The 24,835-nt window shown below is 38.7% G+C and carries 15 protein-coding genes; 13 read left to right on the forward strand and 2 right to left on the reverse strand.

All coding sequences use genetic code 11. The annotated features are described in order from the left end of the window. Positions 1-109 precede the first annotated feature (109 nt). From G521_RS0105205 to G521_RS0105220, 4 genes are all read left to right on the forward strand, one after another. Positions 110-757, forward strand: a complete 648-nt coding sequence (locus G521_RS0105205; protein ID WP_026897590.1) for a hypothetical protein — start codon at positions 110-112, stop codon at positions 755-757. 234 nt (positions 758-991) lie between these two features. Then, complete coding sequence (locus tag G521_RS0105210; protein WP_026897591.1) at positions 992-1,546, forward strand: superoxide dismutase family protein; 555 nt, start codon at positions 992-994, stop codon at positions 1,544-1,546. A gap of 156 nt (positions 1,547-1,702) precedes the next feature. Further along, positions 1,703-1,894 carry a hypothetical protein gene (locus G521_RS0105215; RefSeq protein ID WP_026897592.1) on the forward strand — a complete coding sequence of 64 codons (192 nt, stop codon included), beginning with the start codon at positions 1,703-1,705 and terminating at the stop codon, positions 1,892-1,894. 70 nt (positions 1,895-1,964) lie between these two features. Beyond that, positions 1,965-2,156 (forward strand): hypothetical protein, encoded by a 192-nt coding sequence (locus G521_RS0105220; RefSeq protein ID WP_026897593.1) that lies wholly within the window; start codon positions 1,965-1,967, stop codon positions 2,154-2,156. 70 nt (positions 2,157-2,226) lie between these two features. On the opposite strand, the gene G521_RS0105225 is transcribed toward G521_RS0105220, so the two are convergent. Both G521_RS0105225 and G521_RS0105230 read right to left on the reverse strand, forming a co-directional pair. After that, positions 2,227-2,625, reverse strand: coding sequence for a hypothetical protein (locus G521_RS0105225; RefSeq protein ID WP_026897594.1), 399 nt, complete (start codon positions 2,623-2,625; stop codon positions 2,227-2,229). A gap of 186 nt (positions 2,626-2,811) precedes the next feature. Next, the gene (locus tag G521_RS0105230; protein ID WP_026897595.1) at positions 2,812-3,414 is read right to left on the reverse strand and encodes a porin family protein; all 603 of its coding nucleotides are present in this window, start codon (positions 3,412-3,414) and stop codon (positions 2,812-2,814) included. Positions 3,415-3,770: 356 nt separating this feature from the next. Between G521_RS0105230 and G521_RS0105235 the strand changes: the two genes are divergently transcribed. The 9 genes from G521_RS0105235 to G521_RS0105275 all read left to right on the forward strand — a co-directional run bounded on the left by G521_RS0105235 (position 3,771) and on the right by G521_RS0105275 (position 24,717). Further along, positions 3,771-5,483, forward strand: coding sequence for a glycoside hydrolase family 3 protein (locus G521_RS0105235; protein ID WP_051189492.1), 1,713 nt, complete (start codon positions 3,771-3,773; stop codon positions 5,481-5,483). 142 nt (positions 5,484-5,625) lie between these two features. Next, complete coding sequence (locus G521_RS0105240) at positions 5,626-9,771, forward strand: hybrid sensor histidine kinase/response regulator transcription factor (protein ID WP_026897597.1); 4,146 nt, start codon at positions 5,626-5,628, stop codon at positions 9,769-9,771. 139 nt (positions 9,772-9,910) lie between these two features. Further along, positions 9,911-12,388, forward strand: coding sequence for a hypothetical protein (locus tag G521_RS0105245; protein WP_051189493.1), 2,478 nt, complete (start codon positions 9,911-9,913; stop codon positions 12,386-12,388). 63 nt (positions 12,389-12,451) lie between these two features. Next, a complete protein-coding gene (locus tag G521_RS0105250) occupies positions 12,452-15,505 on the forward strand; it encodes a SusC/RagA family TonB-linked outer membrane protein (protein ID WP_245580833.1) in 3,054 nt (1,017 codons plus the stop codon). A 111-nt stretch (positions 15,506-15,616) separates the two neighbouring features. Further along, a complete protein-coding gene (locus G521_RS0105255) occupies positions 15,617-17,101 on the forward strand; it encodes a RagB/SusD family nutrient uptake outer membrane protein (RefSeq protein WP_026897600.1) in 1,485 nt (494 codons plus the stop codon). A 91-nt stretch (positions 17,102-17,192) separates the two neighbouring features. Further along, positions 17,193-18,254 carry a glycoside hydrolase family 130 protein gene (locus G521_RS0105260; RefSeq protein WP_026897601.1) on the forward strand — a complete coding sequence of 354 codons (1,062 nt, stop codon included), beginning with the start codon at positions 17,193-17,195 and terminating at the stop codon, positions 18,252-18,254. Then, complete coding sequence (locus tag G521_RS0105265) at positions 18,247-19,557, forward strand: MFS transporter (protein WP_026897602.1); 1,311 nt, start codon at positions 18,247-18,249, stop codon at positions 19,555-19,557. The genes G521_RS0105260 and G521_RS0105265 overlap by 8 nt, the downstream gene beginning before the upstream one ends. 49 nt (positions 19,558-19,606) lie before the next feature. Then, positions 19,607-21,355 (forward strand): glycoside hydrolase family protein, encoded by a 1,749-nt coding sequence (locus G521_RS0105270; protein ID WP_245580834.1) that lies wholly within the window; start codon positions 19,607-19,609, stop codon positions 21,353-21,355. A 197-nt stretch (positions 21,356-21,552) separates the two neighbouring features. After that, positions 21,553-24,717 (forward strand): ATP-dependent helicase, encoded by a 3,165-nt coding sequence (locus G521_RS0105275; RefSeq protein ID WP_026897604.1) that lies wholly within the window; start codon positions 21,553-21,555, stop codon positions 24,715-24,717. Positions 24,718-24,835 lie beyond the last annotated feature (118 nt).

The raw sequence follows: 24,835 nt of genomic DNA on the forward strand, positions 1-24,835 counted from the left end.
AAGAAATTGTGATAAATATATATTCCTGTAATTCTTTCAGTTATCAATTTATTAATCCGGGTATTTATGAATTAGCAATTGATTTTCTATATTCATCAAAAAAACAATTATGAAAAAAATTTACCTTATTTTATTTTTATTGTTGCCAGCGACCCTTGGTTTTTCTCAGGGTTTTGAAGGATCAAAGCAGATTTTTGAAAGTCCGGTTTTAAAAACTGCTGTTGCTCAGCATAAATTGGTGGCGATTTTGCCTTACGATGTGAAAATCACGTATAAAAAACAGCCTAAAAACTTTAATGTAGAGGCCAATCGCGAGCAGGAAAAGACCATGTCAAAATCCATCCAGTCAAGTATGTATACTTTCCTGCTTCGTAAATCTAAAGATTACCGGGTAAGTTTTCAGGATGTTGATAAGACAAATATCCTGTTAAAGAAAGCGGGAATGACGGATAAAATGGATGAATTTACACGTGATGAAATTGCGAAGGCATTGGGAGTTGATGCTGTAATTGGCGGTAAATTTGAAGTAGAGCAAACAAAATCTGAAGCGGCTGCATTGGCAACTGCAGTATTATTTGGTGGTTTGGGCGGTAAAACCGGAACAGGCAGTTTGATCCTGACACTAAATAATGGATCGGATGGAGAATTACTTTGGCGTTTCTTTAAAACCATGGACGAAGGTATTATGTCATCAACCGATGATCTGGTAGAAAGAATGATGCGCAAAGTATCCAGAAATTTTCCATACGCTATATAGTAAATCAAAACTTAGTCAGCAGGATCAGATCCTTTTGGTGTTGTGTAAAATTAAATCAGGCCTCCTCATAATTGTGGAGGCTTTTTTGATGCTTTGATTTGTAGTTTGAAATCTTCCGGTGTTTAAGCGTTAAATAATAAAACAAGCATAAAAAAATGCTGTTGAAGAGTATTAATAAGATGTCAATCACTGGATTGAGCTTAAAGAATCTCACCATTTAAAACCAACATTCATATGAAAAAATCAATTTCTTTTAGTCTGAAAGCGCTAACCTTTACGTTTATTGCAGGAATTTTAATTCAGGCTTCATGCCGTCAGAATGTTTCTGCAGAGAAAAAGGCAGAAGCAGTTATCACAGCTACTAAAGCAGATTATCCCGCATCAGGTATTGCAAAGTTTGAGCAGGAAAAAGATGGAAAGGTAGAAATGAAACTCGAACTGACGGTTCCGGGTAAGGCCAATCAGAGCGTTGCAGTTCATTTTCATGAACATGGCATGTGCGGTAATGAAGGAAATGATGCTCACGGTCATTGGAATCCTACTAACAAACAGCACGGAAAATGGGGAAGCAGTTCATTTCACGCGGGCGATATTGGAAATATTACACTTGATGCAAGCGGTAAAGGTCAGCTGACTTTAGAAACTGATTTATGGACAATAGGTGGAGATTCTACCACCAATATCCTGAATAAAGGAATTATTGTTCACTCCGGAGTGGATGATTATACAACTCAGCCTACCGGAAATTCGGGTGCAAGAGTTGCTTGCGGCGTTATAATTATGAAATAACTTAAGGAGCTAAACTCTTATTATGAATCACAGGGTAAGATTTGATGAGTTATAAGCCTTTAAAATGTACTTATATTTAAGTTTATAAATAAAATCTAAACCCTAATGCATTTAATTTGTTACACTCTCAGTGTTTAATATTTTAAAAATAGTTTTATGAAAATAAAAATTGCAATGATTCTGCTTTTTTCCGGTGCGTTAATAGCAGGATGTGGTTCCACACAAAATAGTGGGATGTCTGATTCAGATTCAACAATGATTGATTCTTCAATGCGTGATACCACAGTTATGGATACTACTCCTGTTGATACTGTAAGCAGAGATACCGTAAAGAGAGATACTCTATAATATTTTCTTTATATAACCCGCTATGATCTTTTCATAGCGGGTTTATTTTTAAACTCTTAATAATTATCTGATGAATAAAATGAAACTATTTGCTTTTTTACTGCTTGCGGGTTTTTCTATTACATCCTGTACGTCTACTACCCAAACGGATAATGCAGATAGTACAGCAATTGATGCTCCTATGCCTGATACAGCCAGCAGTGCGCTTGGAGCTGATACAAGCAGAAATGATTCTATGCTTGTAGATAGCCTGAATCAATAAGCTTTAAAAAGAATATTATAATGATTTAATAAAATGCCTCAGTAAGCCTGAGGCATTTTATGTTTTAAATTTATCTCTGCAAAAGATTCTCGCCCTGCGGACTTGCCCTCATTGCATATACAGAATCAACAATATATTTGCTAAAGCCTCTCCATGGAAGAGTAGCATGATATTCTTTGTAATGAAGATCAAGGGTCTTGCCGGAATTTTTCATTAGAATATCTGCAATTTTTTCGTCCTCAACAGAAAATTCAAATTCATACGATTGAATGGAACCGGCAGCTCCAGGTCTTAATCCGCTTTGTATGAGCTTGCCTTCATACGTTTTAAAAACATTTCCTTTTTTAACCAGATAATTCAATTCCCCCGATTTAACTCCTTCTCCAAATACGTAATAGTATCTGAAAAAGACAAAAAGGCTTAGCGCAAAAACCAGTACAGTAACAAGTATCAAGGGTAAGTTTTTCACTTTAAATTTATTTGGCGGATAATTAATACCGCATTAATTCATATTAATTTCCGGAAATTATACTGCAATATAAGGTTCTTCGCTAATTAAAATGAATGGGAGTTATTGGCAATAAAAATCCCGCTAACATCTTTCGATGCCGCGGGACATTTAATTAAATAATCTAAACTTTGGTTAATTAAATCTTTAGAATTTAAAACCTAAACCTGCTTGTATAACCTGGTTTCTGAAAACCGGAGTTTCGCTTGTTCCGTTTTCATTATTTTTCTGAAAATCAAGAGCATAACGTGCGCTCAAACCAATTTTTGGTGTAATATCAAAACCAGCTCCCACAACTCCACCGGCAATGCTTTTTCTGAAATTATCAGAATCTTCATTAATAGTTTGTTCTGCTGTTCCAAAAGAACCTTCAAACTTGTTGGTAGTTTTAGTAAGGAAAGAAACCTGTGGTCCTAAAAAGATGTTGAATTTTGGTGCGGCCTGAATTTTAGCCAATACCGGAATTTCAATCCAGTTCGTAGTTTGAGTTAAAGTTCCCAATGTTCTTTCTGATTTATAACCTTTTTGAGAAAACATAAGTTCAGGTGCGAAAGAAAAAGTATTTCCTAAGCCAATCTCCATTGTTAAACCTGCGTGTAATCCCGGTTTGAAATCAGTTTTAAAACTCTCATCATCAGTTTTGATAATGTTTGATAAGTTAGCTCCTGCTTTTACTCCAAAAGATACATTCTGAGCATTTGCAGCTCCTGCAGCAAATACACCTATAGCAATAATTAATAATTTTTTCATTTTTATGTTTTTTTAGTTCAATACCCCCCTTATGAAATAACTATGCCAGAATAGTTTCATTCATAACATTGCTTATACACTCATATAAATTTTAAACACCTCATTATGTTCATTTTAAGTACCCTTAATAAATTTTAAAGTATTGTTAGAAGTTACCCCAGGATTATAAAATTACCGGTCGGGTTGTATTATTTTTAATACAAGTTCAAATAGTTTGCATTAACCGGACAGTTTTTTTTCTTTTATAAAATCTATTGGCGGGTAATTTGAGCAGTATATAATGGTTAATATTGCTGCTTGTTATTTTTACACCAGAATAGATCCTTATTATTTTGCTCATCCTGTATAAATTTAAAATGAACACATTAAAAAAAATTTGTCTCCTGCTCCTGATTTTATCGCCATTTATAAGTTCAGCCCAAAATTCTAAATCTTTTATACAAGGTTTAGAAGATGAAAACGCCTGGGTTGATTCGGTATTCCGGAAATTATCCCGTAAGGAGCGCATTGCCCAGTTATTTATGGTGCGTGCGCATACCGATAAAGGAAAAAAATATGAAGATTCTATCGCTAAGGTAATACGCAAGGAGCGTATCGGCGGTCTTGTATTTTTTCAGGGTGGTCCCGGCCGACAGGCTATTTTGACAAATTCTTATCAGGAGATCTCTAAAGTTCCGCTTTTAATTGCCCTTGATGGAGAATGGGGTTTAGGTATGCGTTTAGACAGTACCGTTTCTTACCCGTATCAAATGACTCTGGGAGCTATCGCTGACAATAAACTGATCTACCAGATGGGCAGGCAGGTTGCAGCAGATTTTAAACGGCTGGGCATGCATGTAAACTTTGCACCCGATGCCGATATAAATAATAATCCTAAAAATCCCGTAATCGGATACAGATCTTTTGGGGATAATAAATACAATGTAACCGCCAAAGTAGGCGAATACATGAATGGAATGCAGGACAATCGCATCCTGGTAAGCTTAAAACATTTTCCCGGCCATGGCGATACGGATGTAGATTCTCATCATGATCTTCCACAACTTCCTTTCAGTCGCGAACGGTTGGATTCTTTGGAATTATATCCTTTCCGCGAACTGATAAAGCAAGGCGCATCAGGTGTGATGGTTGCCCATATGAACATTCCGGTTCTTGATAATACGCCCAATTTACCTTCTACACTTTCAAAACCAATTATTACGGGTTTGTTAAAAAATGAGCTGGGTTTTAAAGGTCTGGTTTTTTCTGATGCCATGGGAATGAAGGGTGTTGTAAAATTCTTTCCAAACGGAGAAGCGGATGTTCGCGGAATTATTGCAGGTAACGATGTGCTCGAACTTTCTGAAAACTCAGTGCGTGCTGTAAAATTAATTCGTAAGGCTATAAAGGAAAAGAGGATCAGCTGGAATCAGATCAATACAAGTGTTCGTAAGGTTTTATATGCTAAATATTGGGTAGGATTAAATAATTATCAGCCCGTTAGTACTTCTAACGTTGTTAATGATTTGAATACTGCAGAATCGAAGGCTCTGAATCAAAAGCTGGCGGAGGCATCAGTTACCTTATTAAACAGCGACAGCTTAATAACCTCACTTGACAGAAACAAAAAAACAGCTTTAATTTCTATTGGAACTGGGTCTATCAGTACTTTTCAAAAGGAGCTGAATCCTAATTTTAATAATGTGGTTAATTTTATTGTTCCCAAAAATGCAAGCGCTGCCGACATACAAAATGTGAGCAGGGAGTTAAAGAATTTTTCCCAGATCATTATGGGTATTCATGATATGAGAAAGCGGCCTCAAAGTTCTCTTGATTACAGCGCTGGCGTAAAAATGCTGATTGCTGAGATAGCTTCTTTAAATACAATAACAAGTGTTTTTGCGAATCCTTATTCTATTGCAGGTTTGCCCGGAGTAGAACGAAGTAAAACGTTACTGATGAATTATCAGCAAAGCGAAGATTTAGAAAAAGCAGCTGCTAAAGTTGTACTCGGCAATTTAAAAGCCAGCGGAAAGCTTCCGGTAAGTATTAATACATTTTATACTAACGGAAATGGTTTAACTCAGTAAAGGTTAAAAATAGTCTGTGCTCTGATGTAAAGCTTAAGGCACAGGCTTGTTATTTCTAAAATTACTTTATCTTGCATAAGGAAAATCTCTAATGAGTTTCTTGTATTCTGCTGAAACCTAACATTAATATAATTCCTTGCTGATGATAAGAGTATTCTCTCTCTTATTTGTTTTTTTAGCACTGCAGTTTTCCACATTTACTGCCCGTTCAAATCCCTCTGATCAATTTTTTTTACAGCATCTGGATAACCGCAACGGTCTTTCTAACAGTGCTATCAATCATATATTTCAGGATTCTGACAATATTGTTTGGGTAGCTACCTGGGATGGACTGAATATGTTTGACGGAACATCTTTTCATGTATTTAATTACAGCAAGGAGAATGATTCAAAAAGCATAGGCAGTAACATCATACAGAATATCAGCGAAGACAGACGCCGGAACATTTGGATCAGCACTATTGAGGGAATTTCGAGGTATGATAAAAAATCAGGAAAATTTTATAACTATTTCTATAGCCAAATCCAGCGGGGCCGTATCAGCGAGCAGGAATATGAATTAGCGGTAGATACCGGAGGAAACGTTTTCTGTATGACTAAAAAATACGGACTGACTTATTATGATGCGGCTGCAGATACATTTCGGGTTTGTACATCCGCTCCGGCTTCATTTCAAAAGCAGCCCTCCGCCCGCATCAGCAAGCTGATATTTGATCGCTCCAATCATTTATGGCTATTAAATAATTCAGGCGATTTAGAAATGCTTTCCCGAAACGGAGCTTCCAAATTTACAATCAGGCGCACCTACCGGGATAAATCCGAGATTCTGAACTTTTTTTATCTGAATAACCGCATATTTTTTACCACGGCAACCAACCAGATTTTTGAAATAGATCCTGAAACCCTGGTCCAAAAATCAGTGAAACAACTCGACCGCGGAATCACCTCTATGATTTATTATAAAAATCATTACCTGCTTGCATGGTCTTCAAAAGGATACGGGGTTTTTGACGGTCAGTTTCGATCATCATTATTCCTTAATTCAGAAGTTCAGCAGATGAGGGATATAAAAATCACTTCATGGGCCCTGGGAAGCGAACAGATACTGTGGTACGGAACGGATGGAAATGGAATTATTAAGATTTTTCCCAAAACTAAATTTTTTGCAACTGTCAGCACTTCAGATAACGGAATGCCTTACAATAAATCTGTAAGGGCTTTTTGCGAAGAGAATGGAAATCTTTGGGTTGGAACAAAAGGAAGCGGAATTATTAAAATTCCGCAGTTCTGGTCAGAAACTCAGGGAGCTAAACAACATATTCTTTCGCCTGCAGAGCTTGATAATAATTCCGTTTATGTTCTTAAAAAAGGAACAGACAATCTGATTTACATAGGCACAGACGGAAAAGGATTAGGAGTATATGATCTTTTAAATAAGAAATTTAGTAAGTGGGCCAATATTAAAGGCTTTAATAAGTATGCCGAATTTGGTTCTGTGTATGCCATATTGCAGGATAAAGATCAGTCTTTATGGCTTGGAACCAGCGGTTACGGATTAATTCATTTGAAAGTAACCCGCGACCAGAATGGTAAATTATCTCTGGATTTTCTCGAACGGTATACCTTTAATAATAAAAATACAGGTCCCGCCAACGATATAATTTATTCCCTTGCCGAAGGCGATAGTAATTATTTATGGGTGGCCTGTCGTTATGGAGGCCTGAGTTTGCTGGACAAAAAGCAGCGTACTTTTAAAACGTTTAAGGCATTTTCTTATGAAGGCAGTTTGTCAAATAATGATGTACTATCACTGTACAAAGATAAAAAGAACAGGATATGGGTGGGAACCAGTTATGGCTTAAACTGGATTGATCAAAAGGATGCAGGCCTGTCAAAACCCATTTTTAAAAAGTTAACAACTGCAAACGGATTACCCAATAATACCATTCACGCAATTGAGGAAGATGGAGCTGGATATATTTGGGTAAGTACAAACAAAGGTCTGGCGAAAGTTCAGCCTTCAGATCTGGAGATCTCCCGTTACCAGCAACTTGATGGTTTGCAAAGCAACGAATTCAGTGATGGTGCCGTTTGGAAAGATCCTGCCGGATACCTGTATTTCGGCGGAACGTATGGATTCAATTACTTCCTCCCTCAGAATATTATCGGCAGCATTTTAAGGCCTAATCTCTTGGTTTCAGATATAAAGTTAGGCGGAGATAAAGGAGTTGAGAATAGTGTGGTAGTCTTGCGGCCGGGAATAAATTCTTCTCTTAATTATTCACTTAACCGCAAGGATAATTATTTCGAACTTCAGCTTAAAGCAGTCAGTTACCTGAATGCCGAAAAATGCGAATATGCCTATTATCTTGCAGGCAATGATAATGAATGGCATTATTCAGGTACTTCCGGTAAGGTTTCCTACAGTAATATTCCTCCCGGAAATTATTCATTAATGGTTAAATGGTCTAACGGCGAAGGACTCTGGACCGATGAGGTTAAACTGCTCGATTTGGAGGTAAAGCAATATTTTTGGCTCACCCTTCCCGCATTGCTTGTTTATTTTATAATTCTGTCTGCTACCGGCTATACCATTTATAGTTATCGTAAAAACAAGCTTCAGATAAAACACCAGCTGGATATGGAACACTTGCTTCGCCAGAAAGAAGAGGATCTGCATCAGGAACAGCTTAGCTTTTTTACAAACATTACACATGAATTGCAGACCCCGCTGACACTTATTATGGGTTCTACAGAGCGCTTTCTGGAAAAACATAAAGCAGAGGAAAAGAAGCAGGGGCGTCCGTACTTTCTTTCATTAATTCATCAGCAGGCTTCCCGGCTTTCTTACCTTGTTCAGCAATTGCTGGAGTTTCGCAAAGCGGAAGCCGGTTATCTTAAAAGTCAATACAGTTACTTAAACGTATCTGAGTTGCTTGATAAATTATCCAGTCTATTTATCCCATTGGCCGAACAGAACAGCATGCTGTTTAAGCGTACCATTTCGCCTGATATTATTGCCATGATTGATAAGGATAAACTGGAAAAGATCATGTTCAACCTGTTGTCAAACGCATTTAAACATTCGGGTAAGAATGAGAATATCTTCCTGAAAGTGGAAGAAAACAAGCAAACAGGTATGTTGCAAATAGAGGTTGCTAACTCCGGCTGCCATATTCCGTCTGATCAGCTTGATAAATTATTTGATAAATTCTATGTGTCGAATATAATGGGTCTTGAAAAATTTGGTGCCGGAATTGGTCTGGCATTTACCCGCGAGCTGGTACTGGTGCTTAACGGAGAGATAAAAGTAAGTAGTGAAAATAAATGGATCACCTTTAAAGTAGATATTCCACTGCCAGTTCGCGAAAAAGAATTGAAAACTGAAGATAAGCAGCAGCTGACCAGTAATCCTTCATCTTTTCTCTACAAATCCATGGTTTCCTATCATGAAGAATCCACCCAATCTACAGTTGATAATAACAAGCAGGCTATCATACTTGAGTTGGAAACCAATAAGCGGCAAAGCATATTAGTGGTGGAAGATGAATCGGCCATCAGATATTTACTGAAAGATATTTTAAAAGACCATTACACCATATTTGAATCAGAAAACGGAAGAGAGGCTCTGGAACTTATACATAAAGTTATTCCGGATTTAATTATTTGTGATGTAATGATGCCCGGAATGAGCGGCCTGGAATTATGCAATCGGGTTAAAAATGCGCCTGCAACCTGTCACATACCTTTTATAATCTTATCTGCACGGGGAAATATCGAGCATCGTACCGAAGGATACGAAGTTGGTGCAGATGCGTATATCGCTAAACCATTTCATACCGCACATTTGCAGGTACGAATCAGAAAACTGCTCGAATACAGAAAACGGTTAAATGATTTCTTTACCAATGAAAGTGCCGCTTATTCAGTTGTAGAATCAGATCTGGTAGATAGCGACAAGCAATTTTTAGGAAGAATATTATCTGTAATTGAGAAAAATCTGGGTGAGCCCGATTTTAATGCCGCCCGGCTGGAAAGCGAATTAGCGATGAGCAAAATGCAGCTTTACCGGAAACTAAAAACAATGACCAACTTAACCCCCGGCGAGTTTATAAAGCATATCCGTTTAAAGCAGGCTGCACATCTGCTACTGTCGACTAATCTTACAGTTTCAGAAATCTTTTACCGCACGGGATTTAACAACCAGTCTTATTTTTACCGGGAATTTAAAAAGCGCTACCAATACGCACCCAATGAATACCGCGAGCAGCAGAATGAGCAGGTTTAAATATCTGTTTATTTTAATTGGATTTAAGTGGGCAGAATCGCTCAATTTATGTGATTTGTGATTATAGTACAGTAAAATGTAAGCATAGTGCATAAGGGCGCACATCATAAAATATAGCTTTGGTTTTCAATCGCTGTATATGCTAACACGTAAAACCAGGCTGTCTATTTTTCCTCTTTTCCTGTTCAGCTTGTTAAATTATTCATTCGCCAATAGCCAGCAGCTTTCTCTTAAAGTTGCCGGAGATGATAAGTCGGGTTTTCATGTTGATATATATAATGGCAATCAAAGGCTGGTTGTTAATACCGAAGAATTTTATCTCCAACTCTTTAATCTTGATTTAAGTACGGTTTCGAATTTGCTATGGACAGGCCAAAAATGGACTGCTGATAAAAATAGTATCACTTTAAAAAGAGATTCTTATCTCAAAGAATTTGATGCTAATTTATCTGTTTCAGTAACTTATCAAGTTCTTAATACAAATCTTATTAAAAAGACTGTTGAGTTGAAACAGCCTTCCATGCCTGGAATGTATTATATTTTAACACAAACTTCCAGGCCTGCAGAAAACCCAAAAAAATATGTTTCATTTGAATATGATGATTTCCCCGGCGGCTTTGTTCATGAAATATTCCCTGCAGCCGGATTTATTACCCCCGATAATAATATAGTTGGATTTTTAACAGACGCAGGTTATAAAAATCAATTTACGAGAAATACCCGTCGCCGTTTCAGCAGTCGTGGAGGTGGTTTTGTAGGTATGCGGAGATTACCGGATCCTAATTTGGTTTCAGTGGCCAATCCCACAGAAAGAGCGCAAAATAATCAGTATATCAAACAAACATTTGGGGAAATGTATAATCTGGATGCCGGCACAAAAACAGTTTTAAAAACTCCGGTCTCCTATAAAAAAGAAGGAAATTCTGAAGTTATCAGGACTACGGATCTCATTTCCATAAATGGTCATCCGGGAGGCCGGGCCGGAATAGAATTCAGTGCTCCATTCAAAGATCAGAAGATCTATAGCATTTCTTTTCTGGCTAAAGGGAATACTGATCTGGCTTTAAAGCTTTTCAGAATTAATAAAGGGCAAAAAACTATTGAACTGGAACATGGAGTAAAGTACATCGATAACTTTCCCATTGTTGAAGACGAATGGACTCTCTTTGAAGGCAGTATACTCGTTCCCTATATTGAGAGGGATAGCGTATCCATGTTCATTGGTACACAATCCGGAAAAGAATGCAAACTGCAAATCAAAGATTTAAAATTTGTGGAGCATCAGCCACAGCAGGAACCTTTTAACCTGCTTCCGCTTGGCGAAAAGATTGAGAAAACGACCTATGTTTTTGTTGAGCCCTGGAAATCGCATCAGCAATTTATGATCTCATCACAGGTCCGGTTAGCCGAGGGAAAAGGCTTCAAGGGATCTTTGATTGAAAAAATGCTGTATGCCAATTTCAATATGCTAACCTGGATTACAGATACAAAGGATTTTACTCCGCTAAATGTTCCCAACATGAATTATGCACCCGATATGTATAATAGGGATTCTTTCTTCTCAACCATAGCATCTTATAATAAAGAGTTGAACCTTTCCATATGGGATCAATGGTCGAAAACGCAAACGCCCGAGGGAGGTATTGGCACAATCATAACACCGTTAATGGGATCAATAGAAGCGAAAGATAATGAAGCCACTATCGAATGGCTGATCTGGGCGATGATGAATAAACGTCGGTTCGGAGTTATTCTTCCTCAGGAGAAAATTAAGAAAGCGGTTGATTATGTATTGAATGAATTTGATGCCGATGGCGATGGAAAATGTGAATCCCATTTCTCCTTAAGTCAGGTAGATATTGTTGATTTTAATCCCAAAACGGATAGGTTGGGAGTTAACCAGGGTATGCTCGCCATCGCTTTAAGGACAATAAAGGAGTTGGGCTTTAATATTTCTGAAGAGTATATTCAAAAGGCAGAGCAGGAATATCGAAACTTTTATGACCCAAAAAGAAAACATATTCTGTTCGACAGGAATTTCCCCGACATCATTACACTTACAGACCTGGAGCCGGAATTTTTCTCCCTTTGGTTATTCAACAGGCCTCTGCTAACAGATGAAATGGTGAAAAATCACCTCGATCAGATCCCGGTTTTAAATAAAGTATCCAATTCGCCCCATCCGGAATATGGCACCACTGCACCCATATGCGTAAGATTAACTAATGATAGCAAAGGGTATGCTTACCTCAGCGGCAATTATCAGCCATTTGAAAAATTCGGTGAAGAAAATTACAGCGATGGTAAAAGTGACGGATTTTATTATAACGGCGGAAGCTGGTTCAGGGCTGAATATTGTGCTTATGTAGTTGGATTAAAGCATGGCTGGAAAAAAGCCAGTATCCTAATGGAAAACAGGGCCTGGGCAGAGATCTACTTAAATCCTAAATGGCCCTTCAGTAAAGAATTTATTCCAACAAAATGGAATACAACAGATACCTGGTGGCCCTCAACCAGGGGCCTTAGCTGGAATGTGTTTATCCTGATGGCCAATGAAGTTGCCGGTCTGCGAACTCCTGAAATGGATCCTGATTTTCTAAAAACGAATACCAAATAATATGATTTATCATCAACTAAGACTAACCTAATCAGCATTTAAATGAAACGAAAAGTCAATCACATGTGGCTAGTACTGCTTGTACTTGTATTCACAAATCAGGGGCTCTTTGCCCAGACCAGAATTACCGGAACGGTTAAAGATGTAAATGGATTAAGTTTGCCCGGAGTTTCTGTAACACAACTTAATACCCAAAACGCTACTGTCACCAATGCTCAGGGCAATTATTCCATCACCTTAACTGCAGGTGCATCTCAATCCCTGGTTTTTAGTTATTTGGGGTTTTTAGCCCAAACGGTAGCTGTTGCAGATAACCCCGTTATTAATATTATCCTAAAAGAAGATCAGGTAGCTTTAAGCGAAGTAGTGGTTGTTGGTTACACCTCCCAGAAGAAATCATCTATAACCGGAGCAGTTAGTACTGTGGATATGGCTGATTTAGAAAAAACAAGAATAGCTGATGTTGCACAGGCCTTACAGGGTCAGGTAGCAGGAGTTTTTGTTTCAGCTAATACCGGAGCACCCGGCGATGGTATAAAGGTGCGAATCAGGGGTGAAGGTACTTTAGGAAATAACGATGTTCTTTATGTGATAGACGGAGTACCTACACGGGATATTTCTTTTCTGAATCAATCAGACGTAAAGTCGATGACTGTATTAAAAGATGCATCGGCAACTGCAATTTACGGTTCAAGAGCTTCGGGCGGGGTAGTTGTGATTACCACCAATAGCGGCCAGCAGGGCAAAATGAATCTGGAGCTTGATTATTTCTCGGGCCTCTATAATGCAACCAATCTCCCTGAAATGTTGAATACAGATCAGTATTTAATGGTAAAAGATAAAGCCTGGCACAATACATTGGGTAATCCGGCTGATGGGATAAGCCCATACGCTGCCGATAGAACCAGAGTCGATTTGGCCAATACGAGTTGGTTAAATGAATTATTTACTACAGGGAGATCTCAAAATTTTCAGGCTTCGGCAAGTGGAGGAACGGAAAAATTACAGTATCTGTTATCGGCTGGTTATTTTGGTCAAAACGGTATTGTGGAATCAGATAATGATAAATATCAGCGTCTTAACCTAAGAACTAATATTAATGCCAATGTTTCAGACCGTTTTAAAGTAGGAACAAACCTGCAGCTGACTTATGCTAAGCAGGATAGAATTGCTTCCAGCGGAGAAAGTGTAATCCGCTATGCGGTATTAAGAACTCCTGTAATACCTGTTTTTAAAAGCCCGACAGATCCTACTTACAGCGAATCTAATCCTTACACCGATTTGCCTTTTTATCTTAATAATAACAGCAATGGAGGATGGTCCAGAAATTATGAATTTGTTGGTAACCCGCTGGCCTTTGTAAATTTTACTGATGATGAACGCAAAAGTTATCAAACCTTTGGAAATGTATTTGGCGAATTTGCTTTCTTAAAAGACAAATCCTTGAAATTCCGTTCTAACGTTGGGGCTGATATTGCTTTTTCACACAATAAAAATTTCGCACAAAACTTTGGTGATGACAATGATAATGATCCCGGAGAACTATATCCGGGTTTGGGCCGCAACAACAGGCCAAATAACCTGGACGAAAACCGCGGAGAAGCCATGACATTTACTTTTAGTAATACCTTAAATTATGTTAAAACCTTTAATGAAAAACATAGTTTAAATGCGCTGGCAGGAACAGAATACATAAGTTTTAAAACTTCTGGAATTGGTGGAAGCAGACAAAACTTTGATAATGCTACCAATACTTTCCGATACTTGGATTACGGTAGTTTGCCCAATCAGCGCAGTGGCGGTTCTGCCAACGAATGGAACTTGCTATCTTTCTTTGCCTCACAAACCTATGGTTACGAGAATAAATATTTTTTAACCTCAACAATTCGGGCAGATGCTTCCAGCCGCTTTGGCCCAAATAATAAATGGGGGTATTTCCCTTCCCTTTCGGCAGGATGGAAAGTTTCTGATGAGAAGTTTCTTGAAAATGCCGAATGGATATCTAATTTACAATTCAGGGCCAGCTGGGGGAAATCCGGAAATCAGGAAATACCCAATTATGCTTACGAAACTATTGTAAGTCAGGTTGGCGGCGTGGTGAATATAGATCGCTACGGTAACCCGGATCTGAAATGGGAAACTACGGCACAAACCAATTTTGGTTTAGATCTGGCCGTGTCAAATAATAAACTGTCTTTGTCTGCGGATTACTTTATTAAAAATACAAGCGATATCATATTACCGGTTGGATTACCGGCTGTATCTGTAGGAGTAATACAACGGACTTTTATAAATGCAGGTGAAGTAACTAACAAAGGGTTTGAATTTGGCTTGAATTACAGAAATAATGATCGTGCCTTTAAATATGGTGCCAATGCAAACATCGCAACCCTTACCAACCGGGTAGAAAAGCTATTTACATTTTTACCGAATATTACAGACGATGCTACCCGTACCAGGACAGAAGCAGGCCAGCCCATTAGTTCATATTTCGGCTACGTGTTTGATGGAATATACCAGAATACATCTGAAGTTAGCAGCCATTTATTTACCAATACTAACGGCACCCAGCCGGGAGATATTAAATTCAAAGACCTGGATGGCGATGGCCAGATAAACGCCAACGACCGTAATTTTATAGGTAATCCAATTCCAAAACTTACCTATGGATTCGCTTTTTCATCAGAATTTAAGCAATTCGACTTTTCGTTTTTATTGCAGGGTGTTCAGGGTGTCGACCGCTATAATGATATGAAACAAATTCTGAATTATGATACCAGACCGTTTAATTCTACAACGGATGTATTAGACAGTTGGGATGGTGAAGGAAGCAGCAACACTACGCCAAGGGTAACTTTTAACAATAATGGCGGTGGTAATGTATCGAGCGTTTTTGTCGAAGATGCTTCCTACTTCAGATTAAAAAACATTGAAATAGGCTACACTTTTAATGCAAATAAGATTGGAATACAGAACCTCCGCTTGTATGCATCCGGACAAAATGTTTTTACTGTTACTAAATATACAGGCCTTGATCCGGAGTCTACTTCATTAATAGACAAAGGAACTTATCCTCAATCTACCGCCTTTCTTTTTGGCGTAAGGGTTAAACTATAAATGTTCATTTCAAATATTATAGATTATGAAATCTGCATGGGCGATCACAGACAATCCGAAATAAATAATGGTCGGGCACATGCAAATTAATCAGCAATAAAAATTATTTATATGAAAGCAATATATAAAATAGGGTTCGTACTGGCCATTGCATCTGTTACAAGTTGTAAAAAACAGTTAACCACAGAACCAATAGGCCTGTTAACTTTAGATCAGGTAAATGCAACTCCAACCCTTAATACGGTAGAAACTTCCGTACGATCTTCATATCAGCTGCTTAGCAACAGACTAAATATTTTAGCTGAATGGGATTGGGGAGGCGGTCTGGTATTTCAGAACGATTACATCATGCAGGACATTGCTTCTGATGATATGGAGAAAAAGTGGAATGCAGATGGCGACCAGCCCTGGATAGATGATATCAACAACTTCACGTTTACTTCTACAAATGGCGGCCCCAACGGTCTGTGGAAATATAATTATGAGGGTATTAAAAGGTTGAATATTGCTATAAATTTTCTAACCAAGCCCGAAATAGAATCTATAACCGGCATTTCTACCACCCGTAAAAACCAGCTTTTAGGCGAAGCCTATTTTTTAAGGTCGTATTATTATTTCAGCCTGGTGACCAATTTTGGAGATGTACCTCTGATTTTAGCGCCGGTGCTCACATTTCAGGAAGCTTTTGATGTAGCAGTAAGAACCGATAAAAACCTTGTGTGGGATCGTATTAAAGGCGACTTGCTTACAGCAAAAACCTTGTTGCCTAATGCTAAATTCTCTTCTGATACAGAAAAATGGCGGATTAGCAAGGGAGCGGTAATTGCCCTGCAGGCTAAATCAGCTTTATATACTCAAAAATGGGCCGATGTTATTACCCTGGTTTCTGAATTAGAAACATTGGGGTTTTATAGTCTTAACGCTAATTATTTCGATTCCTTTAATGCTTCTAAAGAATTTGCTGATAACGAAGTAATTTTTTCTTACGATCATCAAACCAATCAGACTCCTAGAAATGGAAATGGTATTTGCGCTCCCTTAGGATGGGGATTTTTCGCTCCAAGTACTGATTTTCTGAACGCTTTTGAAGCGAATGATCCCAGAAAGTTTTACACTGTTGATGCACCTAACCAAAACGTGAATAAAATGCTTGGCAGTTTAGATGGAACCAATAAAGGTAATGATGATGCCGCCATCAATAAAGTATATATCCGTTTTGCAGATGTGTTGCTTTGGAAAGCGGAAGCCTATATCGAAACAGGTAATTTACAGGGTGCCATAGATATTATAAACCAGGTTAGAGCCAGAGCCAGAAATACCATTACTGCTGCAGGCACCATTCCTCCGGCCGGTACTTTACCAGATAGAGCAGCTTCAGCGGATAAAGCTACAGTTACCGGATGGCTGATATCTGAAAGAAGAGTAGAGCTTGGTTTCGAATCACAAAGAATGGCTGATTTAAAAAGATGGGGAACCGCAAAAGCAGTATTGGCCGCTAAGGGTAAAAATTTCCAGGACAGACATTATTTATACCCAATCCCACAGAGTGAAATTGATGCTTCTGCCGGAACTTTGACGCAAAATGCAGGGTATTAATTTCCTTCTGATATTAACTTATCAGATGTAAAATGAGTTAACTCATAATTGCATGAATTTTATTTTCCATGATCCATCTCATTAGTTTAAAATGAATGATATAGCCAAACGTTTTACAGAAAATCCTTTATTGTCACCCGCTGATCTGAAGTCCAGCAGCGAAGGATTGGAAATTACCTGTTTACTAAATCCGGGAGTTTTTAAATTTGAAAACAAAACCTGGCTGATAGTACGAGTAGCCGAAAGGCCCGGGCAAAAAGAAGGAATAATTTCTTTTCCGATACTAACGGAATCGGGTACTGAAATTATAGAAATTCAGCTGGATGATGCAGATCTCATAGCTACTGATGCAAGAGTTATAAATTACAAGAAAGTAGATTACCTGACTACTCTTTCGCATCTGCGCTTACTTTGCAGCGATGATGGAATTCGTTTTTACGAGCCTGAAGGGTATCCTTTACTAATGGGCGAAGGGATTTTGCAGAGTTTTGGTATAGAGGATTGCCGGGTTACATTTCTGGATGATAAATATTATCTCACATTTACTGCCGTATCCGGCAATGGGGTTGGTGTTGGAATGCGGAGCACACATGATTGGAAGCAATTTGAATCACATGGCATGATCATGCCTCCTCATAATAAAGATTGCGCAATTTTTGAAGAGAAAATAAATGGTAAATACTTTGCACTGCACCGTCCCAGCAGTGTAGATATTGGAGGTAATTTTATCTGGCTTGCCGAATCACCGGATGCAATTCATTGGGGAAATCATAAGTGCATTGCAAGAACCCGCGAAGGCCATTGGGATAGTGCCCGGGTTGGCGCAGGGGCATCTCCCATCAAAACTGAAAAGGGCTGGCTGGAAATTTATCATGGAGCCAACTCTCAGCATCAGTATTGTCTGGGCGCTTTACTTTTAGATCTGGATGACCCTTCAAAAGTTTTGGCACGTACAGAAGATCCAATTATGGTTCCCACAGCGCCTTACGAGTTAAGCGGTTTTTTTGGGAATGTAGTATTTACCAACGGTCATCTTCTTGATCCCGACGGCGACACACTTACACTTTATTATGGCGCTTCTGATGAGTTTGTTTGCGGTGCGCACTTTTCTATAAATGAAATTTTCACAATGTTAAAATACAATCATGCTTAATAAACTGAAAGTAGAAATAGCGCATTTTAAGAGCCAGCCTCATAATTTTCAGATTCTGATTATGACTAATCTGGTATATGCTCTTGTATTGCCGGTTATAGATATTTTTGTGGCCGCTTATGTAATGCGAAGTTCCAATGATCCCACAAAAGTGGTGATCTATCAGCTTACAATATACACCGGTATACCCCTTACATTCCTGTTAAACGGCTGGCTGCTTAAACATTTTAATATCCGTAAACTTTATTCGGCAGGCATGCTTTTGAGTGGCATTTCCATGATGATTATGATGTCATTAAAAACGCTTGATCTGGTAGGTATCGGCTTTGCCGGAATAACGATGGGTATGTCTTTCGGTTTTTACTGGGCCAACCGCGATTATCTTGCTCTGGCAATTACCAATGACGGCAACCGGAATTATTATTACGGCCTGGAAACGTTTTTTTATACCATCATTGCCGTAGTTATTCCGGTAGCAATTGGCTGGTTTATTGAGACTCAGGGAGGAAATGTGGAAAGTCTTCAGGCAGCGCAAATTAACCAGGCTTATAAAATCATAACCGGGGTAGTGTTTGCAATTACAATTGTTGCCTCAATTGTTTGTTTCAGGGGAACTTTCAGTAATCCTTTACAAAAGCAATATGTGTTCTTTAAATTCCATCCTTTATGGAATAAATTATTATTTCTGGCTTCATTAAAAGGATTGGTTCAGGGATTTCTGGTTACAGCTCCTGCTATGCTGATTATGCTGTTATTGGGAAAAGAAGGTGCGCTGGGAACTGCTCAATCAGTTGGAGCCATTATTGCCGCCATTATGATGTATATCGTTGGCCGGATTTCCAAACCAGAACATCGCTTAAAAATATTTGCAGCCGGTCTTATTTTATTTGCCGTTGCAGCGCTTTTAAACGGTATCTTATTTAACCAGGTCGGTGTGATTTTGTTCATGCTATTTCTGCTGGTAGCTAAGCCACTAATGGACCTGGCTTATTTTCCTATACAATTTAAAGTGATCGACATTGTTTCTAAAATCGAAAATCGGGGCGAATTCGCTTACATTTTAAACCATGAGGCCGGATTATATGTGGGCAGATTTCTGGGAGCCGGAACTTTTCTTCTTTTAGCCTATGGGTTTTCTGTGGAAATTGCTTTGCGCTATGCAATCATAATTGTTGCCGTACTGCAGTTGAGCTCGATCTGGGTTGCAAAAAACATCATTAATAAAGGCAAAGAACTTGCACCGGATACCAAAGAAATCAGCGAAGATGAAATTACGGGTCTGGTAAGCGAAGTTATCGTTTAACAGAATTGTAGTTCAAAGTTTAATTCATTAACTAAATCAGCAATACTCAATGAAGCATATTTTAAAGATCTCCATTATTGGGCTAGTGTTTACGGCCTGCAGTCAGTCTGTACAAATTCCGGTTACGCAGATTGAAAGCTCTCCTGTAAAGCAACAGAATTTGGCACGTGTAGATTTAATGTCTAACGTTCCCCAGCCTTTAAAAATAATTGATTACCAGCAGCTGGCCCTAAGGTTTGACAGTACCGTGTATGATTTTAATGCCAAAGGCGAGTTTTGGCCGATGGTATGGAGAGACAGCACCAATAAAAATTATCCCCAGACAGTTGTTGGTTTATATACCGCTGTGGGAGATGTGCGTCAGGGGCCGGCTAATAACAAAGGGATGTTTCATGAAGCATTGGGTGTTATGGGTGCCATTATGGGCGCTTCATTGGTTGGCGTTGATAAAAGCAATCAGCAAAACCTGAATTATGTAGGCATGCTGAAAAATTATTTTAATAAAGATACCGGCTGGGATATAATGATGAATAATACAGCTCCTGAAGTTGCACTTCTTGGGGGCGGTTACGGCCGAGATTGGTGGTATGATGTATATCCCAATGTATTGTTTTATGCCATCTATAATCAATATCCCAACGAGCCGGGTTTTGAGGAAATTGCCCGCAAAATTGCCGATAAGTTTTATAAAGCAGATTCTATTCTGAACGGCAACTACGACTATTCCTATTTTGATTATGGTCAGATGAAACCTATGAAAACCCATATTTGCGCACAGCCCGATGCTGCTGCCGGACATGCCTGGGTATTATATTCGGCCTATAAGAAGTTTGGAGATCAAAAATATCTTAATGGTGCACTAAGCGCCTTAAAAGCTTTGGAAGCACAGAAACTGAATCCGACCTACGAAGTTTTAATGCCTTTTGGAGCTTATTTATCTGCCCGGATTAATTCAGAAATGGGAAAAGATTTTGATGAGAATAAAATGATGAGCTGGACTTTTGATGGAACACCGATCTGTCGCGAAGGATGGGGCGTACTGGTAGGTAACTGGAACGGGACAGATATTTCTGGAATTGTTGGAAGTACGGTAGATCATGGCGGATACGGGTTTTTAATGAATACGTATGATGCCGCCTGGCCGCTTATTCCGATGGTGCGTTATAATCAGTCATATGCAAATGCCATCGGAAAATGGATGTTGAATGCCGCAAATGCCGCCCGGTTTTTCTATCCTGAATACATGCCTGATGAAAATGAAACCATTCCTCAATTTGCATCGGTTACCAAAGGAGTTATTGGTTACGAAGGGATCGTGAAAAAATCCACATTTGACAAATATGCCCAGATAAAATCTCCGGTTGCTCAGGGCGACGGGCCCAATTGGGTTCCCGGTAAAAATCCCGAAGTCTCCCAATTCAGCGTTTACGGAAGTGCCCATGTAGGGATATTTGGAAGTATTATCCGTAAAACGGAAGTAGAAGGGATTATGCAGCTTGACTTACTAGCCACTGATTTCTATCGTGATGAGGCTTATCCTTCATATCTGTATTACAATCCCTTTACAGAAAATAAAACAGTTTCGATCTCCTCAGAAAATGGACAAAAAAGAGATTTATATAATACCATTTCGGCCAAATTTATAGCACGAAACGTATCTTCTTCAACTCAGATTAATCTGCCTCCGCAAACTGCTGCGGTAATTGTTTCTGTACCAGCCGGAGGCAAAGTAACCTATGAAGGGAGCAAAATGATGGTAAACGGAATTGTTGTGGACTATAAGTTTAAGGGAAAATAGTACTCCTTTAAAAATATTTCCTAAAATTTATATAGAGGCTGTGTTGAAAATACAGCCTCTTTTTATTGACATATAATTTTTGTTTTGCTTTTGCTATCTTCTTTTTCATCAAAGCTATTAATCAATACCTTTGACTTTCTGTATATTCCCCCTTCATACGCGGGGGATTCTATCCCTTTGAAAAATATAATCAGCACATGCAAATCCTCTCTAAATACAACGATAATTTTCTTAAAGCGCTGGCTCAGCTGAATAAAAACCAGCTGGAAGCGGTGAACCGGATTGAAGGCCCGGTATTGGTAATTGCCGGGCCGGGTACAGGCAAAACACAGATATTAGCCGCCCGGATTGGTAAAATCTTATTAGATACCGATACCCAGCCCCATAATATTTTATGCCTTACCTATACCGATGCCGGAGCTGTTGCCATGCGAAAGCGCCTTTTCGATTTTATTGGTCCGGAAGCATATCGTGTAAACATTTATACTTTTCATGCTTTTTGCAATGATATCATTCAGGAGAACCTGGACTATTTTGGCAAAATGGAGCTGGATGCCATTTCAGATCTCGAACGTATGGATTTGTTCCGAAAACTGGTGGATAGTTTCGGTAAGGATCATCCGCTGAAGCGGTACCGCGGAGATGTTTATTTCGAAGTGAAACGTCTGCAAACCTTATTCTCTGTAATGAAGCGTGAAGACTGGAGTCCGGAATATGTTACTGAGAAAATTGATGAATTTAAATGTCTGGTAACCGATTGTGAGCCCGGATCTGATTATTATAAAGAATACAAATACAGCAAAAAGTACATGAACAAGGAAGCGGGCAGCTTTAAACCTGTTTATACTTCCCTGATTGAGAACCTCGAAAAAACCAGAGCGGGCGCTCTGGAATTTCCGAAATATCAGCAGATGATGCGGAATGCAGGCCGGTATGATTATGATGATATGATTTTATGGGTTTTAAATGCATTCAAAAATGATGAGCAGTTTTTACTCAATTACCAGGAGCGGTATCAGTACATTCTGGTGGATGAATATCAGGATACCAGTGGTGCACAAAATGAATTGATTTCCCTGTTAATCAGTTATTGGGAAAAGCCAAATATTTTTGTTGTAGGTGATGATGATCAGTCGATTTTTCGTTTTCAGGGAGCCAATATTCAAAATATTATGGAATATAGCTCGCGGTATGCCAGCTTTTTATATTCGGTTATGCTGACGGATAATTACCGCTCTTCCCAGCATATTCTGGATACTGCAAGAGTTTTAATTGATAATAATACAGAACGCATTCAGCTTACGGGTTTGAGCAAAAACCTTGTGGCTAAAAATATTCTCCATGAAGGTTCATTGGTAAAGCCAGAGATTCGTTCTTACCCAAGCCAGTTTCACGAGTTCGCAGCAATTACCGCCGAAATATCCGGTTTGGTAGAAGAAGGGGTAAACCCTTCCGAAATCGCGGTTATTTATAAGGAGCATAAATCGGGCGAAGAACTTGCACGCTATTTTCATATCAAAGGGATTCCGGTTAACACCAAACGGAAGGTAAATATTCTTAAAGAGCCTTTCGGCGAAAAGCTCATCAGCATTTTGCGTTATCTGGCTTTGGAAAATGAATTTCCCGGCAGTGGTGATGAACTGCTCTTCCCGATAATGCATTATGATTTTTATGCCATCGAGCCGATGGATGCAGCCCGGATAAGCATAGAAGTAAGTGAATATAATCGTAAAACCAAGGGTGAAAAAACGTCTATAAGGGCTAAATTACATGCTATTGCCCGCAAAACCGGGCAAACTCTTTTTGATACTGAAAGTGATAAACAGATTAAGCGCTTAAGTGATGATCTGGAATTCTGGATTAAAGAAGTTCATAACGTAACGCTGCAGAGTCTGTTTGAAAAAATTATGGTACGTGGCGGAATTTTGGCGTATGTCTTAAAATCTCCTGATAAAACCTGGCTCATGCAGGTGCTTTCTTCTTTGTTTAATTTCCTTAAAGAAGAAAGCCGGAAAAAGCCGGATCTTAAACTGAAAGAATTTGTAATGCTTCTGGATCTTCTAAAAGAAAATGATCTGTCATTAGAGCTTCATCAAACTATTTTTAATGAAGCCGGAGTAAATTTCCTAACCTGTCACGGGTCAAAAGGCCTCGAATTTGAATATGTGTTTTTGCCGGGAAGCACCAAAAACGTGTGGGAGAAAAAGCGAAAAATGAATTCGGGATACAAAATGCCTGATACTATTTTTTCATCTCTGGCTACTTCTAAAGATGAAGAAGAGTTGCGCCGACTGTTTTACGTAGCTATTACGCGGGCTAAAAGGCATCTCTACATTTCTTTTCCTCAAAAAGATACAAAGGGAAAAGATCTGGAGCCAACGGTTTTTATAGGCGAGATACTGGCAGCAACAGATCATCAGATTAATCATCAATTTGTTTCTGAGGATATTCTGACCGACTTTTTTGTACTTCAGTTTACCGAAGAGGATAAGCCGGATATAGGGTTAATTGATAAAGAATACGTGAGTCATCTGCTGGAGAACTATGCATTGAGTGTAACTCATTTAAATAATTATCTGGACTGTCCATTGAAATTTTATTTTCAGAATCTGATCCAGGTTCCGAGCGGCAAAAATGAAACCATGACTTTTGGTTCTGCCGTGCATTTTGCATTGAATCGTTTGTTCTATTCTCTGGCCGAAAACAATAATGAGTTTCATAGTTTAAAGCGCTTTATTGATGATTTTCATTGGTATATGCATCGCAACAGAGAAGCTTTTACCAGTGAGCAATTTAAAAGACGAATGGAATATGGGGAGAAAATTCTTCCGCCATATTATGCCAAATACATCAATGAGTGGGAAAAAGTAACACTTACAGAATACAGCATTAAAAATGTTGAAGTTGACGGTATCCCGATAAAGGGAGTACTTGATAAGCTGGAATTTAGAAATTCTCAGGTTAATGTTGTTGATTATAAAACCGGAAGTTATGAGCGGGCTAAAGCAAAATTTGCCAAACCTAATGACAAGCTTCCCGAAGGCGGAGATTACTGGCGGCAGGCAGTTTTTTATAAATTGCTGGTTGACAACGACCGCAGAAAAGATTGGCAGGTTTTAAGTTCTGAATTTGATTTTATTGAACCCGAAAAGGACGTGTATGTAAAAGAAAAAGTGACCATCATGCCCGAAGATCTGGAAACAGTTAAAACCCAAATTAAAGAAACGTACAGCAAAATTAAGAATCTTGAATTTACCAAGGGATGCGGTAAAAAGGATTGCAGCTGGTGCTCTTTTGTCAAGAGTAATTTTGCCCAGGTGCCTGATCTGCTTGAAAATGTAGAAGACCAGGAGAAAGATTAAATTGAAATTAGAATATTTTACATTTTAGAGAAACTATCCGCAATTAGTGTCTGCATTACACAGTTTAGTTTTCAAACATTAAACTTATATTTGCGTTCCAAAATTTGAATTTTCACAG

The organism is Daejeonella oryzae DSM 19973 (assembly GCF_000422945.1).
GTDB lineage: Bacteria > Bacteroidota > Bacteroidia > Sphingobacteriales > Sphingobacteriaceae > Daejeonella > Daejeonella oryzae.

Coding starts and splice junctions, on each gene's coding strand:
- G521_RS0105245 (WP_051189493.1), top strand. CDS start 9,911: ATGCTAACACGTAAAACCAGGCTGTCTATTTTTCCTCTTTTCCTGTTC.
- G521_RS0105250 (WP_245580833.1), top strand. CDS start 12,452: ATGTGGCTAGTACTGCTTGTACTTGTATTCACAAATCAGGGGCTCTTT.
- G521_RS0105210 (WP_026897591.1), top strand. CDS start 992: ATGAAAAAATCAATTTCTTTTAGTCTGAAAGCGCTAACCTTTACGTTT.
- G521_RS0105255 (WP_026897600.1), top strand. CDS start 15,617: ATGAAAGCAATATATAAAATAGGGTTCGTACTGGCCATTGCATCTGTT.
- G521_RS0105265 (WP_026897602.1), top strand. CDS start 18,247: ATGCTTAATAAACTGAAAGTAGAAATAGCGCATTTTAAGAGCCAGCCT.
- G521_RS0105215 (WP_026897592.1), top strand. CDS start 1,703: ATGAAAATAAAAATTGCAATGATTCTGCTTTTTTCCGGTGCGTTAATA.
- G521_RS0105205 (WP_026897590.1), top strand. CDS start 110: ATGAAAAAAATTTACCTTATTTTATTTTTATTGTTGCCAGCGACCCTT.
- G521_RS0105270 (WP_245580834.1), top strand. CDS start 19,607: ATGAAGCATATTTTAAAGATCTCCATTATTGGGCTAGTGTTTACGGCC.
- G521_RS0105260 (WP_026897601.1), top strand. CDS start 17,193: ATGAATGATATAGCCAAACGTTTTACAGAAAATCCTTTATTGTCACCC.
- G521_RS0105240 (WP_026897597.1), top strand. CDS start 5,626: ATGATAAGAGTATTCTCTCTCTTATTTGTTTTTTTAGCACTGCAGTTT.
- G521_RS0105275 (WP_026897604.1), top strand. CDS start 21,553: ATGCAAATCCTCTCTAAATACAACGATAATTTTCTTAAAGCGCTGGCT.
- G521_RS0105220 (WP_026897593.1), top strand. CDS start 1,965: ATGAATAAAATGAAACTATTTGCTTTTTTACTGCTTGCGGGTTTTTCT.
- G521_RS0105235 (WP_051189492.1), top strand. CDS start 3,771: ATGAACACATTAAAAAAAATTTGTCTCCTGCTCCTGATTTTATCGCCA.
- G521_RS0105230 (WP_026897595.1), bottom strand. CDS start 3,414: ATGAAAAAATTATTAATTATTGCTATAGGTGTATTTGCTGCAGGAGCT.